The sequence below is a fragment of the Streptococcus sp. LMAG:39 genome (assembly GCF_008680485.1).
Taxonomy (GTDB): domain Bacteria; phylum Bacillota; class Bacilli; order Lactobacillales; family Streptococcaceae; genus Streptococcus; species Streptococcus pasteurianus.
In genome coordinates, this window is the sequence record NZ_NALE01000001.1 from 689,682 (window position 1) to 706,137 (window position 16,456).

Genomic DNA, 16,456 nt, shown 5'->3' on the forward strand with positions numbered 1-16,456 from the left:
GAAGTGTAGCCACACTTCCGAAAACCGGCCCGCCCCTGTCCCTGCGGGCCGTGGCCGGTTGCTTGTTGGGGAAAGCCCCAAACCCCTGTTCAGAAAGGACGGTGAATGAATGGCAAACCGAACACGAAACATTGTGCTGCGCGTCCCTGTGACGCCGGAAGAACGGGCCTTGATCCAGCAGAAAATGGCCCAGCTCCACACGAAGAACTTTTCCGCCTATGCCCGGAAAATGCTCATTGACGGGTATATCGTCCACATGGACACCAGCGACATCCGGGCGCAGACCGCGGAGCTGCAAAAGATCGGCGTCAATGTCAATCAGATTGCCCGGCGTATCAACAGTACCGGGACTGTGTACGCGCAGGACATTGAGGACATCAAAGGGGCGCTGGCGAAGATATGGCAGTTACAAAGATACATCCTATCAAGTCAACGCTGAAAAAGGCGCTGGACTACATCGAGAACCCGGACAAGACCGAGGACAAAATGCTGGTGTCCTCTTTTGGCTGTTCCTATGAAACAGCGGACATAGAATTTGAAATGCTGCTGGCGCAGGCCATCCAGAAAGGCAACAATCTGGCCCACCACCTGATCCAATCCTTTGCCCCCGGCGAGGCCACGCCGGAACAGGCCCATGAGATCGGCAAGCTACTTGCCGACGAAGTGCTGCAAGGCAAATACTCCTATGTGCTGACAACCCACATCGACAAGGGCCATGTCCACAATCACCTGATTTTCTGTGCCGTGGATATGGTGAACCACCGCAAGTACAATTCTAATCGGCAGAGCTACGCCTATATCCGGCGCACCAGTGACCGACTGTGCCGGGAACATGGTTTGTCGGTGGTACAGCCCAGCCGGGATAAAGGCAAGAGCTATGCGGAATGGGATGCCGGGCGCAAGGGCAAGAGCTGGAAAGCCAAACTGAAAGCTGCCATTGACACAGTAATCCCGCAGGCCAAAAACTTTGACGATTTTCTCCGGCTCATGGCGGCGCAGGGCTATGAGATCAAGCAGGGTAAATTTATTTCGTTCCGCGCCCCCGGACAGGAACGCTTCACCCGCTGCAAGACGCTGGGCGAGAACTACACCGAGGAAGCCATCACCAGCCGGATCAAGGGGCTGGCCGTGGACAGAGGCCCAAACCGGCAGCACAAGGGTATCACCCTGCGGATCGACTTGGAGAACAACATCAAGGCCCAGCAGAGCGCGGGCTATGCACGTTGGGCGAAACTCCAAAATTTGAAGCAGGCCGCAAAGACAATGAACTTTCTTACCGAGCATGGCATAGAGCAATATGCCGAGCTGGAAAGCAAGGTTATTGAGATCAGCGCGGCCAACGACGAGGCGGCTGCGGCCCTCAAAGATGTGGAACGGCGTCTTGGGAACATGGCGGTGCTGATAAAGAACCTCACCACCTACAAGCAGCTCCGGCCCGTGGTGCTGGAATACCGCAAGGCCAAAGACAAGGCCGCGTTCCGGCGCGAACATGAAAGCCAGCTCATTTTGTACGAGGCTGCGGCAAAGGCCATCAAGGACGCCGGGATCACAAGGCTGCCCGATCTGGCCGCCCTGAAAGCCGAGTACCGGGAGCTGGACAAGCAGAAAGCGCGGCTGTACGAACAGTACGGCGAAGTCAAGCGAGAGCTGAAAGAATACGGCATTATCAAGCAGAATGTGGACAGCATTTTGCGGGTGACGCCGGGAAAGGAGCAGGCACAAGAGCTATGAGCATACCGAGAATGAATTACCCTCAATACCGCAAGGCCCGGAAGCTGACGCATGAGTGCTGCAATTACTGTGACGGGAACTGTCTACTGCTGGACGATGTCGAAGAATGTGTTTGTGTTCAGAGCATTTCCTATTCGCTGCTGTGCCGGTGGTTTAAGGTTGCCGTCCTCCCACTGGACGCGGCCCTGTACGCCGAGATCAGCAAAAGCCGGGACGAGGTGAAACGCTGCGCCGTATGCGGGGCCGTGTTTACGCCGAAGTCCAACCGGGCCAAATACTGCCCGGATTGCGCGGTGCGGATGCGCCGGAAGAAGGAAGCCGAACGGCAGAGGAAAAGATACCTCCTGTCTACGCATTTAGGCCGGTGAAAACCCAGCCGTGACAAGGCTTTTCCGGCATGGTCGGCGGGCAGGCAGGACAGATTATCCAATCCCCGCCAGAACACACTTCTAAATGCGTAGAAAGCAACCCATGAGAAAGCGCCGGACGCGGCGGCCTGCTGGCCCTGCGCCCGGCGTTTTCTCATGGAACGATATTATTCAATCTTACTTTTAGTGCCTTTCCGTTTAACCTGAATAGCTGCCAATACAATGAAAAGTAAATAGACCAAAATGGAAATTATAGATGCTTCAATACCAAAATCACCGCCAGATATTAAAAAAGACTTGTTATCCAGTATAAAATTGAAAATGGAACTACTGTCTGCTTCATTTCCTATATGCAAAATTCCTCCTATGATAACTATATTCCAAATACCATGAACGATAGCACTATTCCAGATAGAGTTGCTTCCATAGGCTATCAGAGAAAACAATACCCCAACGATGCTTCCAGCAATTAGAAGTTGAATAATACTTATAAAATTGAGGTCATTTCCGATAATATGAAGTAGCCCAAAAAGAACAGATGGTACTATAACGGCAATTTGTATGTTGAACCTTTTTTCCAGACATCCCATGATTATGCCCCGAAAAATCAGTTCCTCCACAATCCCTGTTGCCAGTCCATAAAAGAAGATGGCACCAGTAATTGTTGCATTGCGATCTGTGGAATTAAAAGTATTGATCTCCCAATGTCCGCCGAGCAGTATTGCAATTAGCAAAACCAAAGCAGGCATTGTCAAAGCTGATATTATCCAAACCGCTTTAACCTTAAATCGAGGAATTTTTAATTCGAGTAAAGACGTTTTCAATAGCTTTTGGCATAATAACTTGGTTCCTAAGAAGGCGAACACACAATACAGCACTCCTGCAAAGATATTGCAGATAGCAGGTGTCACGCCTATATTTAGGGGTAACTCACTGATTGAAAATGAAAGTATTTGTGCGACAGTTAAAATGATTATAGAAAGTACGATTGCAACAGTAATTTGCAATGAAGTAAATTTTATATGCTCCATTTTATGTATCAACCTTTCTCAATGACTTTGCAACAAAAACTGGAAAGCTACTGAAAAGAAATTCTCGCATTTGCTGTCAAATTTCTACCTTATTGTGTAGTGGTCGCCGGTTGAAAAAAACACTGGACGCAGGGCTGACAGGCCGCTATATCCGGCATTTTTTATTATATTATTGATCCAGTTTTTTCTTCCCTTTGCTCATAGACTTAATGATTACAATGGTGAGCTTCCAAAGCAACCATCCAATAGCAAAAATTACTGCACCAATCAAAATAGAAATAGGGAGAAAAGCTATCGCATTAGCAGAAAAAGCGCCGATGCTGATACCAATTTCTGTAATTTCGTATCCCATTAAATGAGCAACGAGCTTGATAATACCCGCAATCGGGCAAAGCACACCACTTACCATAAAGGCGATACCGCAAATACTGGTAATTGGCAAAACAAACATACCACCAATGCCTGCAAGACTGTAAAACGCAATTACGGCACTCAACCGACGCCAGTTAAAACCATTGTTTTTTGCAACAGCTTCCCCTAAATAGGCTCTTGCAAGTTCTTTCGGATTTCCCAGTCGCTCAATGATCTGTTCTGTGGAAGTACCGCTGGCCTGTAATTCAAGCATTTCGCTTTTAATCTCTTTGACAATGTCCACACGCTCTGATACAATCAGTGGTTTCAGATATTTTTCAATTTTTTCAAGATATTCGTTAAGGGATTTTTCCAGTTCCATTGTTTTATTCTCCTTTAATTTCATTGATTGCATTTAATAGATTATTCCATTCTTTAGACATTGCAGAAATATACTCAAGTCCTTTGTCCGTAATGGAATAATACTTTCTCGGCGGCAAACCCTCGGCGCTTTCCTGCCATGAGGATGAAACATAATCTTCTTTCATTAGCCGTCTAAGTAGCGGATAAATTGTATTCTCTTTTGCGGCCAAAATAGGATATTTTTCTAATGTGCTGATAATTTCATATCCATAGGACGGTCGCTGCTTTATCATTAACAGAATACAAAATTCAAGTGTCCCTCGCTTAATCTGGGATTTCCAATCGTCAATATTCATGTACTGTACCTCCTGCCTATATATCGTACTACACAGTATATCTAATGTCAAGAGTATATTCAAACAAACTTTGTATGTATCTTATCTAATAACTTAAAAACTCTATCTGTCTACGCATTTAAGCCGCTGAAAAACCCGCCATTTCGGGGCTTTTTCGGCATGGTCGGCGGGCAGGCAGGACAGGTTATCCAATCCCCGTCAGAGAGGACTTCAAAATGCGTAGGAAAATTCTTCTTATGGTGTTATTCCCGGCGCTTCTGTGGTATGCTCATAATAAAACTATGACAGGAGTGTTTAAGGGATGGCCGAACAGGAAATGTTGCTGGACAGCGCCACGATCAAGGCCGCCGTTGCAGGTGAGAAGTGGGCCACGGAAAAGGTGATCCAACACTACACCCCTATGATCGACGTGCTGGCCGTTGACGAAGATATGAAGCAGCACCTTATTCTGAAACTGCTGGAAGAACTGCCACACTTCCCGATGGGGCAGGCATAAAGAAAAAGAACGCCGGACGCAGAGGCACACAGCCCCCGCGCCCGGCGCTTTGCGATGCTTAGATCACTCTTACACTTTATATTTCATATTGTATTGCTCTAAAACCACATTGATGATATACTAAGAAAAGAATATCAAGTGTGTATCTACAAGTTAAAAGAAAGGGAAAAATATACTATGCTCAAATCAATTATAACATTGATAGTTACCCTTATTGTAGGAGTTGTATTCATGGCAATAGGAAATGATTTCCTTAATGGATCTACTGATCTCGGTGTGATTGTAGCCGTTGCCGTAGCGGGGGCCTTGGTTGTGTTTTTTAATGGACAGAAAGGAAAATGAAAGGTACGATTACAAAATAGGATTTTTGATGTGGAGAGCTGATTATGGAGAATATATTTGATAAGTTCAAGAAATTAAATTTAGACACCTCGCCCATAGGTCTATCAATCGAATTGAGAGAACCATTTTTTTGTACGCCGATTGGAGCCCAAATTATTGGGTGGGATAATGGAATACATTATTGCTTTATCAAGGGATTTAAGGAGATTGTTTTTTGCGTAAATCCAGAAACGTGCTGTAATTATTATGTTTATCCACTTGCTAAAGATTTTACAGATTTTTTAAGGTTGCTTCTTTCTCTGAAAACAACAAATGCAATTCAACAAGTAGTGTGGATGGATAAAGATGCTTTTGAAAACTTTATGAATGATCCTGATGAAGTTAGATATACAAGTAGTGAGCCAGTACAAAGCATACTTCAAAATATTTCCTCTAATTTAGAGGTTGAACCGATAGAAAATCCATTTGATTATATCAAAAAACTCCAAAAGGATTTTCCGTATAAAGAGATAAAGTTTACAGATGAATTTTATAATATAACTGGTTTAACACGGCAAGAGAATATCTAAAAAAGTTGCAGAGGACACGTTCAACAGTGTTCTTCTGCAACTTTTTTGTTGACTAATTAAACTTTTGATTTTTGTGAGATTTCTTTGAAAAGGATGCCGTTAATAACCAGCCCACCAACTTGTTACCTGTGTATGTGTTGCTTTTGGAAGATGAATCAGATTGCTATACGCATTACTTCCGCCGTATGCAAGCGGGCGAATATGGTGAACATCGTATAAACTGCGATTTAAGGTAACGCCCGTATTGGCGGTGTAAGTATTATAGTAGGTATCAGCTAAATTAGACGGACGAGTAGTTGTTGCACCTTTGGCATAGTTAGCAGGCGGCATGGGTAGGCTTTTCCCGCTTACAGAATCAGAAAAATTAAAATTCCAAGCGTGTCCTGTTCTATTAGAAAGTGCAGTTGTTGTTACGCCACTTCCAGAAGTAGCATTATCATAGTCCGTAATAGTGTAGGCAACATAATAATACCCTGTTTTTGCAGGAACTGTCCATGTGTAATCTACGCCATACTCACTGTTGGATGTATATGTATGGTAAACAGAACCCCCAACATTTGAGTAAGAGCCGGATAATGTTGTAAAACTCCCCTTTAATTGAGCTGTCAATTTAATATTTGGTTTCACAAAAGGAGAGGTTGGGCAATCAACATTAAAATACCAAGTAAATTCGCCGCCACTGGTTTTTTTAATTCCAGCACGGACAAGATAAATTTCAATTCCTCGCTCACTGGGAGTATCAGCAGATCCTTTAGGAACAGGGATGGCAACTTCGTCGAAAGTAAGAAGTTCACCATCCTCAACAAGCATTTCACCCGTGGTCGTATCGTAATGAGTGACTTGCCCGGAATCAGCGGGAGAGGTATCCATGACGGCTTCCAACTCATTCTGGTAGGGTTCAGCCGCAATAGCAGTAATCGACATTCCTATGGCCATCATGGTGACAAGCACCAAACTCACAATTTTCTTTAAGTGTTTTTTCAACATACAGTCATTCCTCCTTATTAGGTATCGTAAATAGAAAATGCCATCAAACTATCATCCCAATGGAATCACCTCTTTCATTCATTTCAATCGCGCAATCCCCTTATGTTTTATGGTAAAATTATACAAATTATGAAGTATAAAGTCAATATTATATGAACAATACAGTGTAATATACTAAAAAGCGCCGGACGCAGAGGCCATACAGCCACCGCGCCCGGCGCTTTGCTATACTTGGATCACTCGTCCGTGAAATGGAACTGCCGCGCCTCAAAGTCGGCGTCGTGCATGGCGTCCAGCTTGTCTGCGGTCTGGCGGGCCAGCGCCGCCATGTCCTCGTCCATGTCCGGCAGGGCGGCCCGAATGTTGGCCGCCGTTCTGCGCCGGTCGCTCTTGTGATACATACAGATCAGGTTTTCTTCCTCTACGGTAAACGGTACCATTGTCATACCTCCAATTCGTTTTTCTTGGTTCTGGCCGGGGCCTTTTTCGGGGCTTGGGCCTGTTTGGTTTCGGATAGCTGCCTGCGGATGGAAGCGCGGGGCCTCCGCACTTCCTTGTCCCGGTTCTCGTCCTTGCCGATCACCGCATACAGGCCGTGCCGGTCTTTCATGCCGGTAAAGCACAGGGATTTATAGGGCAGCATAGAAAACAGTCGGTCGGTGTCCTTGCTGGACGCAATCTGGACGAAGTACGGGGACAGCTCCACCATGAAATGCGTTTTGTTGGGGCTGTTGGGGGCGGACAGATCTTTCAGCCCGGCCACGATCCGCTGCGCCTCGGCCAAAATCATGCCGTCATGCAGCGCCGTGACGTGGGCCTTGAAGTCGCCGGGCGCAAGCTGCGCCCGGCCTTTCTGTTCCTGCCGCAACAGCTCCCGCAGGTGTTCCGGCTCATTAGGCTTGGCCTCATACCGCAGGAACGCCCCCAACTTGGGATCGGGCCGCCCGTCGAAGTACAGACCGGCGGGCTGCTCCCGGTCGCCCTTTTCATAGTGCAGGATGATGTTGTCGGCCTGTACCGCCTCGGCTGCGACGTGCCGGAAGTGCTGGGGATAGTCCAGCTCATAGAGATTGCCGCGAATGACGCCTCGCACCTTGCCGGTCAGCTCCACGGCGTAGGCCAGCACCCGGTCACGGGTCTGCTCCCCGTAAAACTTCCATGTGTTGTGCTGCCGGGTGCCTTGCAGGTACACATCACTTTCCCGGAAACAGTGCGTCCCGGACGGGCGGGACATCCACAAAAGCGTCCTGTCCTCGGCCTTGTCGCTGGCAGCGGCCCGCCCGATGATCTCTTTGTCGATCTCAAAATCGTTGCGATAAAAGGCGGTGTTCTGCCGCATGAGCTGTTCCAGCGCGGCCAGAACATCCACATTCTCAAACCTGTTCATGGTGTCACACCTCCAATTCCTGTGCTTTTTCCCGCTGCGGCGGTTTCTTCTGCTGTTCCTCCTTGGCGGCTTTGAGCTGCGCCCGGATGGACGGTTTTTTCTGTTTCTGCGCCGGGCGCTGGGGCTGCTTGGGCTTTTGGGCCTCCGCCTTGGCTGCCTCGGCCACGTCGAACAAGGAAATCTGTTCCCCGGCTTTGGCCTTGGCTTCCAGTTCACTCATGGTCGGGGCATTGTTCAGAACACCGTCGATCATGTTGTAGTTCTGCTCGGTCGTCATTTCAGCGGCCTTGATGGGGCTTTCCTGCTGGGCGGGGATGGCAAAAGCGTCTGTGCCGTTGCCCATGATAAGATACTTGCCGTCCTCGGATTGGTGGTGGAAACCATAGCCTGCGGCCTCCAACTGCTCCCGGCTCATGTCGGTTACAAGGAAGCTACCTCTTGGGGTCTGGATGCTCTCGCCGGTGAGCAATTCCCGTGGCGTAAGCTGTTTTTCCCGCTGCAAGAAAAACTCCGGCACCGGCGTAAAGCCGAAGCTGTCACAGTAATGGGCTTCCTCCTTGCCGCTACGGTTCAGCACCACAACGTCGGAAACGGAAAGGCTGTGGCCGGTGAAGTCGGCGGGACGGTCAAGGTTGAATGTACGGTAGATGTCCTCCAGCGTGGTTTTGCCGTCCAGCGGGGCCGTGTAGATAAGATCGTAATTCTGCCGGTCAACGGCCAGCCCCGCTTCCTGCAAGCTCTCGTAAGCCTCAAAGCGATAGTCCCGTGTTTCCGGCCCGCCTTTGAGCTGGTAGATGGTAAAGGTGTCGCCCTGCTCCTGTGCCGGGGGATCGACGGTGAAATACGGGTTTTCCCATTGGGTGAAAGGCATATCCGGCATGGCCTTGTAGCTGCCGTTCTCCACCACATAGGGCCGCACCCGGTCAAAGCCGATTTCCTGTGCCACACGGGAAAGGCTTTCCAGTACCACGGGATCACTCCGCAACCGTTCCATGCGAGTGAAGTCCTCCACAAGATAATTCTGGCCCGCCCGTACATGAAGAATATCGGCGGCGCTCATGCCGTCCTTGCTTTCCATGCCCAGCGTCAGATGGGCATAGGGGCGGCCATCGGTGTTCAAATCCTTGGCCTCGCTGTTATAGGGCTGGCTCCGCAGCTCGTCGAACCGGGCCTTGGCTTCCTCAAAGGTAGCGAAATGCTCTATCGGGGTCTGCTGCTCGGCATTGGTGGCCCATGTTTTCAGATCGGGAATGATGTAAAAGCCCCATTCCCGGCTTGCCTCCGGCGCGGCGGCGCTGCGCTCGGCCAGTGTCTTTTCGGCCCGTTCCCGCACATCGTCCCGCAGCGGCACCGTATAGAGGCTGGAATCAGAAGAAAATCCCACGTTATTGAAAACGTAGTCCACATCGGCCTCTTTCAAGGCTCCTGCCGGGTAGTAGTCGGCCCGTGTGGGGGTGTCGCTTACCTTGCCGCTGGCAATGTCATGGTTCAATCCCGTTTCCAGATGGGTACAGATTTTGCCGTCCACGGCCAGCGTCACATAGTACCAGCCAATATAACCGCCGGTCTTTTCGTCGGCTCCCTCGTTGAACTCCACATTGAGCAGCGTGTAGGGCTTCAATCCCTTTTGGGCCGCGATCTCGTTGTCCTTGGCCTCCCGCTGCAACAGCGCGGGCAGGGCCGCTTCCTTGGTGGCCTTGACGATCTCCGGGTTGTACTGTACCAAAGTACGGTTGACACATTCCGTCTGCACCTTGACCGTCTTGGCTTTCGGCGTCAGGTGGTTGCCGATAAACAGGGACGCGCCGTTGTCAAAACGAATCGTCATATCGCTGGTGCCGCGCCATTTGCCGGTACAGGGGGACGTGTGGATTTCGCCGGTCTTACAGCCAAACGCCTGCGCGATCACATCAATCTTGGCCTGCAAGGGCAGGTCTTTGTATCGGTCAGCGATTTCCAGCGCCTTTTCCTGCAACTCCGTCAGGGTTTTTGCGGGGGCTGCCTGCGGTTCGGTGTCGGAAGTAACTTCCGGCTCCGGGGCGGTTTCCGGCTCCTGCACGGGTTCTTGTTCCGGCTCCGGCTCTGGTGCCGGTTCCTGTTCCGGGGTGGGTTTCTGTTCCGGCTGCTCCTGTTCCTTGGCATACAGCTCCTTGACGGCCTCCTGCGTCAGCTCCCCGGTATTAAGCTGATCCATCAGCTCCCGGCACCGTTCCGGCGTCCCGATGTAGAGAACATCCCCAATCTTGGCCCTGCCGTTGTCCTGCGGGATATAGGCTTGCAGCATATACAGGTTTTCCCGGCTGTCGCTGCGGGGGTTGGCGTGTACCCGGTAGAAGTAGTCCGGCTCGGCCTGTTCTTGTGCCATCTGCGCCCTCTGCTCCCGGCTGCTGTTGCGTTGCAGCTCCGTGGGCTTGATGCCGGAAAGGGGCTGAATACAAGCAATCCTGTCCGACGCACGGTAGGCATTGTCGTTCAAAAGCCGCTGCCATGCGCCCACACTCGGCGCCCAGCGGAAACCGTGTTCTTTCAACTGCTGGCGGGCGTCCGCTTCCGGCTTGCCGTCAAAGAACACCTGCAAGCGGCCCTGATCCCGGTTGGCCTCCACATGGCCGCCGTCAAACTCCCAGCCCACATAGGCCACTTCGTTTGCGCGGGTCAGGCTTTCGATCCGCTGCCGGACGCGGCGGATTTCCGCATTGTTGTTGGACAGCTCCCAGCTCTGAAACGGCTTCTTTTCATAGTGCCAGCCGGATGCCATATCCGCTTTCAGGTTTTCGATGTTTTCAGGAGAGAGGTGCGGGCAGCCGTCCAGTGTGCCGTGTTTGCGGTAATAGGCGTTGACCGCTTTCATGGTTTCCTGCGCCTTTTCCAGACCGGCCAGCTTCTTTTGCAGCTTGGGAATGGCCTGCGGGTCGTCCTGCCGGATGCCGCCCATGCCGGTGCTGCGGATTTTATCAAGCAGCCCTTGGATGTACTGCCATTCCTGCATATTACTGTCGCGGGCCGCGTTCTGTTTTTCTTTCTGGCGTACCGGGAAATTGGAACCACCGGCAATCAAAATGGACGGAACACGGGCGTCAATCTCATAGCCGTGGTTCATGTTGGCGGCCAGCTTCCGGGCATAGGTGTCAAGCAGGCTGTCGATCTTCTCATGGTACATGGGATCGACGCGCTTTTTCTGTTCCTGTGCCAGCGCAAAGGCTTCATCCACATAATGCCGGTACTCGGCTGTGGCGCTGCCGGGCTGGTAGTCGGAAAAGCTGTTCATTTCCTTGGCACGGCGGGCCGCGCCCTCATTGATGGAATAGTAGTAGTCGGACACCGCAGGCTCTTTCGTCGGCTGGGCCGGGGTTTCCTGCTGGGGCGGCTCTTGGGCCTCCTGAGGCTGGGCCAGGGCCTCATAGCCAGCCGCCGCATATTCCTCCACGGTCATACCGGCGTCGGCGGCCTCCTGTGCAATTTCGGCCTCCACCTGCGCCTTGTAGTCCTGCAAGCTCTGGTCGAAGTCGGTCAGTTTCGGCATTTCCGGCAAAGGCTCTCCGTGGTTGAGCAGCGGACGGCACTCCATAGCGTAGTCCACCAGCGCCCCATAGTAGGCGGTTTCCTCCGGCGTCAGGGTGTCGCTGGACGCCAAACGGGTCTGCGCCTCCTGTTCCAGCCGGGACAGGTTGCAATGCAGCTCCATGTAGGGGATGATCTCGGTGAGAAAGGCTTCCCGGCTGGCGTGATCCTCCGCCCATGCCTCCGGGCCTCCCTGCCGGGTCAGATGGTCTTTCCATTTTTCGTCGTTCAGATAAAAGGTCTGATACTCCCGGATATGCTCAATCAGGGAACCGTCCCGGTCGCCAAAATCCTGCCGCCCGGAATAGCTGTGCGGCTCTCCTTGGAATGTAAAATCAATGCGGAAGTCGGTCTTGTCATAGTAGCCGCCGCCTCGATGTTCTGCGTCCAGCCGGGCAAACAAGGCGTCAGCCTCATGCAGCGGCATTTGCTGGCCCATTTCCAGATCGGGGCTTTCAGTGAAAAGGATCGTCACAACTGGCTCTGCCGTGGGGTCAAGGGCGGGCTGCTGTGCGGCCTTGGCCTCCGCAATTTCTCGGTCAATCCGGCTTTTCACCAGCTCGTCCATATGGCCGTGCTGCATTTCAAAGCCATGTTCGCAAAGCTCATTGATAAGGGCAATCACCTTGTCCGTGTTGTCCACGGCCTCGGCGTACTCCACGATCAACCGGCGTTCCTCGTTGCCCATGCGCTGTCCGTCACGCTCGGCCCAGTCGATCAGGGCGTTGGCCCGTTCCGTGGGGGTGGCCTCCGGCATAATGGGCTTGTTGTTCAAAAGGCCGTCAATCCCATTCCACGGCTGCGGCTCCGGCTGGGCCTCGGCCCGTTGCAGCGTCCCGTCGCCGGAAAGGACAAAGCCCTGTGTCTGAATAGCGTCCAACGTGCCTTGCGTCACCTCGCCGGTGGATTTCACATCGGCGTCAATCAGGGTTTGCAGCATGGCCTTTACACTGTCGGTCATTTCCTGCTGCTGTTCCGGGGGCAGCTTGGAAAACACACTGTCGGGGGCAGGCTGCTCGGCGGCCTGTTCCACAGTCGGCTCCACAATTTGCTCCACGGCCTGCTGCGCCTGCCGCTGTTGCTGAAGCTCGGCAAGGTGGCCGTCGATGGTGGTAATCAGCTCATGGGCGGTGGCCCGGATGGTTTCAAGGGACGCCCGCAGCTCTTTCAGGTCTTTGCCGGAACTCCAACCGGCCACATACCCAAAGGAATAGTCGGACGTGTCCAGTCCGTAGTGCTGGCAGACGGCATAGGCCACGCTCTCGGCCTGCACCTCGCGGGTGCGGCTGTCGGGCCGGTCGGCATGCTCGGTCACAGGGGCCTCCGGGTCAATGGCGTGGAGCTTGGCATGGGCAATCTCATGGATGGCTGTTTTCAAAGTTTGCAGCTCACTCATGTTCTCCTGTATGGCGATCCGCTTTTCCGTCAGGTGGTAGTAGCCGTGAGAACCACCGGGGATGTCCTCAAAGGCCATCGGCACGGGGGAAATCTGTTCCAGTGCCTTGAAGAAGTCCTCGTATTGCTCCACATTTCCGGCCAGCTCGTCCACACCGATAGAGGGCAACGGTTCGCCCTCGGTCTGGCTCACGTCAAAGACAGACACGATCTTGAACGCCGGAACTTGTGTTTCCTGTACTTCGGTCAGAGGCTTGCCGTCTTTGTCCATGACCGGCTTGCCCTGTTCGTCCAGCTTCGGCACTTCCTTTTTCACCTTATAGGGGGCGGGGGCCAAAATCTTGATGCCTTTCTCGCCCCGTTTCACATTGCGGTGAAAATCGTCCCGCCACTTGTTGTAGCCCGCCACAAGCTGGCCGCCCTGCATGGCGATCAGCAGCGTATTGTTGAAGCTGTAACTGTGGAACTTCGCCATAGAGGTGAGATAGGCTTTGTAGCGTTCACTCTCGAAAAGTTCCTGTATGCCGGTTTCCAGCCGGTCGGTGATTTCTTTCATGCGGTCGGCGCTGTTCTGGCTGTTGAGAATAATGGGGACGACGGGCGGCGGGGCCGCAGCTTCGGCGGTGGGCGCTGCCTCCGGCTGCACCGTCCGGGCCGGGGCCTCGTCCCGCAGAATTTCCGGCGCGGGATAAGCCATCACCCGGTATTCCTCCGGCACCGGCTGGCCCTCATGGACACGCTGCCACTCGTCGCCGCTTTTCACCAGATAGCCGTAATCAGTGAAAACACCATGCTCCGTATTGGCAATATGCAGGCCGAAACGGGGCAGGAAAATTCCCGCTTTCCATTCCTCCGGCATATCCACCATGCCGGAACGGTTCAGGTAGTAGTCACCCAACTGGCCCGTGCCGGTGACATCCGGCAGATGCACATAGTAGTCCACGTTGTCGGGATAGTCGATGATCTGGCCGATACTGTGAAAATCGCTCTGCGGGCTTGTCAGGGCGGCGTTCAGCTCCGCAAGCTCGGCGGCGTCCAGTTTTTCCAGCCTCGCGGCAAGGAAGTTCAGCTCGTCCACATCGGCAGACAGCACCAAATCGCGGGGCAGCTTAATGGAACGCTCCTGCGGGCTTTGGTAGTCGTACAAGAAAAAGTCCTGCGGATTGTCGGCACTGATCCCGATTTCCCGCAGGGCTGCTTGCAGCTTTTCGGTTGTGGTCGGCAAAGAAAACCAAAGGCCCTCTTTGCCTTGCTCATAACGCTGTCGGTTATGAAACAGGATAGAAAACACTTCGCTCATGGGTTCACTCCTTTCATATTCATAGGGGTTTGGGGCTTTCCCCAACATGCAAAATCCCCGGCCCGGCAGGGTGGCCGGGTCAGGGATTTATCGGAAGTGTGGCTACACTTCCTATGCTTGCTACGTTACTCCGTCAGCTCTTTTTCTCCACGCGGTAGTTGACATACTTCCCGCCGGTATCGGCCAAAAGCACCGTCCCGTCGTAGGTTTTGCCGGTTTTCATGGAGCGCAGGCCCTTTACCTTTGCCTTTCCGTCTTTGAGCAGCGCGGCGGCGATCTTCGGGGTGAACATCTTGCCCCGTTCCTCAAAAAATCGGTCATTCTTCCACATGACAAACTGGCAGGCCCGGTTTCCGCAGTAATAGTTTTTCTTGCCCTCGTAGACGGCTTCGCCGCAGCGGGGACACTTGCCGATAACAATACGCTCGGCCTGAAACAACTTCTGCGCGTCCTCGCTGATCTGCGAATACCGGGAAATCAGGCTCCGGGTCATTTCCTCAATGCCCGCCATGAAGCCCTCCGGGTCGGCCTCGCCCTTGGCAATGGCCGTCAGCTTGGTTTCCCAATCAGCCGTGAGCTGGGGAGAAGTCAGCACATCCGGCAGGACGCACACAAGATTGTGGCCGTCCTTGGTGGGAAGTAGCTGCTTGCCTTTGCGCTCCACAAAGCCCATCTGCACCAGCTTTTCCAGAATAGAAGCGCGGGTTGCCGGGGTTCCCAAACCTTGGCGCTCGGCGTCCTCCGGCATATCCTCGGCCCCGGCCTGTTCCATAGCAGACAAAAGCGTATCTTCCGTGTAGGGCTTGGGCGGTGTGGTGAAATGCTCGGTGATGCTGGCCTCCACCGGGTCAAAGGTCTGGCCCTCGGTGATCTCCGGCAGCTCCCGTGCCAGCTCCGGCGCGTCCTCGTCGGCGTCGGTCTTGAACGACGCCTTGAAGCGGCGCTCAATCTCTTTCCAGCCGGGGATGAGAATGGTTTTTCCCTTGGCGGTGAACTCGTTCCCGGCGCAGGTGAATGTGGCGGTGACGGCCTCATACACATGGGGCGCGGCCACGGCACACAGCAGCTTGCAGCACACAAGGGACAGCAGTTTCTTTTCGCCCTCGGTCAGCCCGTCAAAGCCTTTCTGCACAAACTCCATCGTGGGGATAATGGCGTGGTGGTCGGACACCTTTTTGCTGTTCAGCACCCGGCCAAACTGCGGAGCAATGTCCAGCCCCGCCGCAAAGGAAAGCAGCGGCCACAGGCCGGACACGATGCTTTCCGCCGTAGGCTGCATATCGTCGGTAAGATACTGACTGTCGGTGCGGGGATAGGTCAGCAGCTTCTTTTCGTAGAGCTGTTGGGCATAGTCAAGGGTCTGCTTGGCGGTAAATCCAAACAGGCGGTTGGCCTCCCGCTGCAAGGTGGTGAGGTCATACAGGCGGGGCGGCTGCTCCGTCTTTTTCTCACGCTTCACCGATACACAAACGGCCTGCGCTCCTGCACAGGCCGTCTTGGTGGCGTCGGCGTCGTCGGGGTTCATAAAGCGGTCGCTGGCCGCCTCCATGCCGCCCGCCGCGATATGGACAACGTGGTATTTCTCTTTCTTGAAATTGCTGATTTTGGCTTCCCGGTCAACCAGCATATTGAGGGTAGGCGTCTGGACACGGCCCACGGTCAGGGTCTTGTGATAGAGGATGGAGAAAAGCCGGGTGGCGTTGATCCCTACCAGCCAATCGGCCTGCGCCCGGCACAGGGCCGATTGATACAGGTCGTCGTAGTCGGCTCCCGGTTTCAGGTGGGCAAAGCCCTCGCGGATCGCGGCGTCCTCCATGCTGGAAATCCAAAGGCGCTTGAACGGCTTTTTGCAGCCCGCCATCTGGTAGACGAAACGGAAAATCAGCTCGCCCTCGCGCCCGGCGTCGGTGGCGCACACAAGGCCCGTCACGTCGGGGCGCTCCATCAGGGAACGCAGCACGGCAAACTGTCCTTTTTTCTCGGCGGGGATGATGTACTGCCACTCCTGCGGCAAAATCGGCAGGTCGTCATAGCGCCACTTCTTGAAACGCTCGTCATAGGCTCCGGCGTCGGCAAGGGAAACAAGGTGGCCGATACACCAGCTCACCAGATAGCCGTTGCCCTCCATGTAGCCGTCCTTTTTCTGATCCGCACCGATCACGCCCGCAATGCTGCGGGCGACGCTCGGTTTCTCTGCAATTACCAACTGAATACTCATT

Annotated in this window: 12 protein-coding genes and 1 pseudogene; 5 read left to right on the forward strand and 8 right to left on the reverse strand. The window is 53.2% G+C overall.

Features of this window, described 5'->3' with window-relative positions; genetic code table 11:
- Window positions 1–109 precede the first annotated feature (109 nt).
- The 3 genes from CCC20_RS03315 to CCC20_RS03325 are packed head-to-tail and all read left to right on the forward strand — an operon-like array spanning window position 110 to window position 2,099.
- Window positions 110–439, forward strand: a complete 330-nt coding sequence (locus CCC20_RS03315) for a plasmid mobilization protein (protein WP_069988592.1) — start codon at window positions 110–112, stop codon at window positions 437–439.
- On the forward strand, window positions 400–1,731 hold the full coding sequence (locus CCC20_RS03320; RefSeq protein WP_287179102.1) for a relaxase/mobilization nuclease domain-containing protein: 1,332 nt from the start codon (window positions 400–402) through the stop codon (window positions 1,729–1,731). Before CCC20_RS03315 ends, CCC20_RS03320 begins: the two co-directional genes overlap by 40 nt.
- A gap of 11 nt (window positions 1,732–1,742) precedes the next feature.
- Window positions 1,743–2,099, forward strand: a complete 357-nt coding sequence (locus tag CCC20_RS03325) for a cysteine-rich VLP domain-containing protein (protein WP_502705560.1) — start codon at window positions 1,743–1,745, stop codon at window positions 2,097–2,099.
- Window positions 2,100–2,266: 167 nt separating this feature from the next.
- Here the strand turns inward: CCC20_RS03325 and CCC20_RS03330 are convergent, their stop codons facing one another.
- From CCC20_RS03330 to CCC20_RS03340, 3 genes are all read right to left on the reverse strand, one after another.
- Complete coding sequence (locus tag CCC20_RS03330; RefSeq protein ID WP_071431984.1) at window positions 2,267–3,130, reverse strand: CPBP family intramembrane glutamic endopeptidase; 864 nt, start codon at window positions 3,128–3,130, stop codon at window positions 2,267–2,269.
- Window positions 3,131–3,299: 169 nt separating this feature from the next.
- Window positions 3,300–3,863: a DUF1700 domain-containing protein gene (locus CCC20_RS03335; protein ID WP_206671208.1), complete on the reverse strand. Its 564-nt coding sequence runs from the start codon at window positions 3,861–3,863 to the stop codon at window positions 3,300–3,302.
- Between the two features lie 4 nt (window positions 3,864–3,867).
- A complete protein-coding gene (locus CCC20_RS03340) occupies window positions 3,868–4,200 on the reverse strand; it encodes a PadR family transcriptional regulator (protein WP_071431986.1) in 333 nt (110 codons plus the stop codon).
- Window positions 4,201–4,501: 301 nt separating this feature from the next.
- Between CCC20_RS03340 and CCC20_RS03345 the strand changes: the two genes are divergently transcribed.
- Complete coding sequence (locus CCC20_RS03345) at window positions 4,502–4,696, forward strand: helix-turn-helix domain-containing protein (RefSeq protein WP_071431988.1); 195 nt, start codon at window positions 4,502–4,504, stop codon at window positions 4,694–4,696.
- Between the two features lie 386 nt (window positions 4,697–5,082).
- The gene (locus CCC20_RS03350) at window positions 5,083–5,607 is read left to right on the forward strand and encodes a hypothetical protein (RefSeq protein WP_069988603.1); all 525 of its coding nucleotides are present in this window, start codon (window positions 5,083–5,085) and stop codon (window positions 5,605–5,607) included.
- Window positions 5,608–5,706: 99 nt separating this feature from the next.
- Here the strand turns inward: CCC20_RS03350 and CCC20_RS03355 are convergent, their stop codons facing one another.
- The 5 genes and pseudogenes from CCC20_RS03355 to CCC20_RS03375 all read right to left on the reverse strand — a co-directional run bounded on the left by CCC20_RS03355 (window position 5,707) and on the right by CCC20_RS03375 (window position 16,455).
- Complete coding sequence (locus tag CCC20_RS03355) at window positions 5,707–6,531, reverse strand: HNH endonuclease signature motif containing protein (protein ID WP_287179114.1); 825 nt, start codon at window positions 6,529–6,531, stop codon at window positions 5,707–5,709.
- A 299-nt stretch (window positions 6,532–6,830) separates the two neighbouring features.
- Complete coding sequence (locus tag CCC20_RS03360; RefSeq protein ID WP_069988605.1) at window positions 6,831–7,034, reverse strand: transposon-transfer assisting family protein; 204 nt, start codon at window positions 7,032–7,034, stop codon at window positions 6,831–6,833.
- Window positions 7,035–7,036: 2 nt separating this feature from the next.
- Window positions 7,037–7,981, reverse strand: coding sequence for a hypothetical protein (locus CCC20_RS03365; RefSeq protein WP_287179115.1), 945 nt, complete (start codon window positions 7,979–7,981; stop codon window positions 7,037–7,039).
- A gap of 175 nt (window positions 7,982–8,156) precedes the next feature.
- Window positions 8,157–14,237 (reverse strand): annotated as a pseudogene (locus CCC20_RS03370) (YodL domain-containing protein); the annotation flags it as partial.
- 133 nt (window positions 14,238–14,370) lie between these two features.
- Window positions 14,371–16,455 carry a DNA topoisomerase 3 gene (locus CCC20_RS03375; protein WP_287179118.1) on the reverse strand — a complete coding sequence of 695 codons (2,085 nt, stop codon included), beginning with the start codon at window positions 16,453–16,455 and terminating at the stop codon, window positions 14,371–14,373.
- Between the last annotated feature and the right edge of the window lies 1 nt (window position 16,456).

What these genes read in the sequence shown, in the direction of transcription:
- CCC20_RS03325 (WP_502705560.1), top strand. Translation starts at nt 1,743, where the DNA reads ATGAATTACCCTCAATACCGCAAGGCCCGGAAGCTGACGCATGAGTGC.
- CCC20_RS03315 (WP_069988592.1), top strand. Translation starts at nt 110, where the DNA reads ATGGCAAACCGAACACGAAACATTGTGCTGCGCGTCCCTGTGACGCCG.
- CCC20_RS03365 (WP_287179115.1), bottom strand. Translation starts at nt 7,981, where the DNA reads ATGAACAGGTTTGAGAATGTGGATGTTCTGGCCGCGCTGGAACAGCTC.
- CCC20_RS03360 (WP_069988605.1), bottom strand. Translation starts at nt 7,034, where the DNA reads ATGGTACCGTTTACCGTAGAGGAAGAAAACCTGATCTGTATGTATCAC.
- CCC20_RS03355 (WP_287179114.1), bottom strand. Translation starts at nt 6,531, where the DNA reads ATGTCGATTACTGCTATTGCGGCTGAACCCTACCAGAATGAGTTGGAA.
- CCC20_RS03335 (WP_206671208.1), bottom strand. Translation starts at nt 3,863, where the DNA reads ATGGAACTGGAAAAATCCCTTAACGAATATCTTGAAAAAATTGAAAAA.
- CCC20_RS03340 (WP_071431986.1), bottom strand. Translation starts at nt 4,200, where the DNA reads ATGAATATTGACGATTGGAAATCCCAGATTAAGCGAGGGACACTTGAA.
- CCC20_RS03350 (WP_069988603.1), top strand. Translation starts at nt 5,083, where the DNA reads ATGGAGAATATATTTGATAAGTTCAAGAAATTAAATTTAGACACCTCG.
- CCC20_RS03320 (WP_287179102.1), top strand. Translation starts at nt 400, where the DNA reads ATGGCAGTTACAAAGATACATCCTATCAAGTCAACGCTGAAAAAGGCG.
- CCC20_RS03330 (WP_071431984.1), bottom strand. Translation starts at nt 3,130, where the DNA reads ATGGAGCATATAAAATTTACTTCATTGCAAATTACTGTTGCAATCGTA.
- CCC20_RS03345 (WP_071431988.1), top strand. Translation starts at nt 4,502, where the DNA reads ATGGCCGAACAGGAAATGTTGCTGGACAGCGCCACGATCAAGGCCGCC.
- CCC20_RS03375 (WP_287179118.1), bottom strand. Translation starts at nt 16,455, where the DNA reads ATGAGTATTCAGTTGGTAATTGCAGAGAAACCGAGCGTCGCCCGCAGC.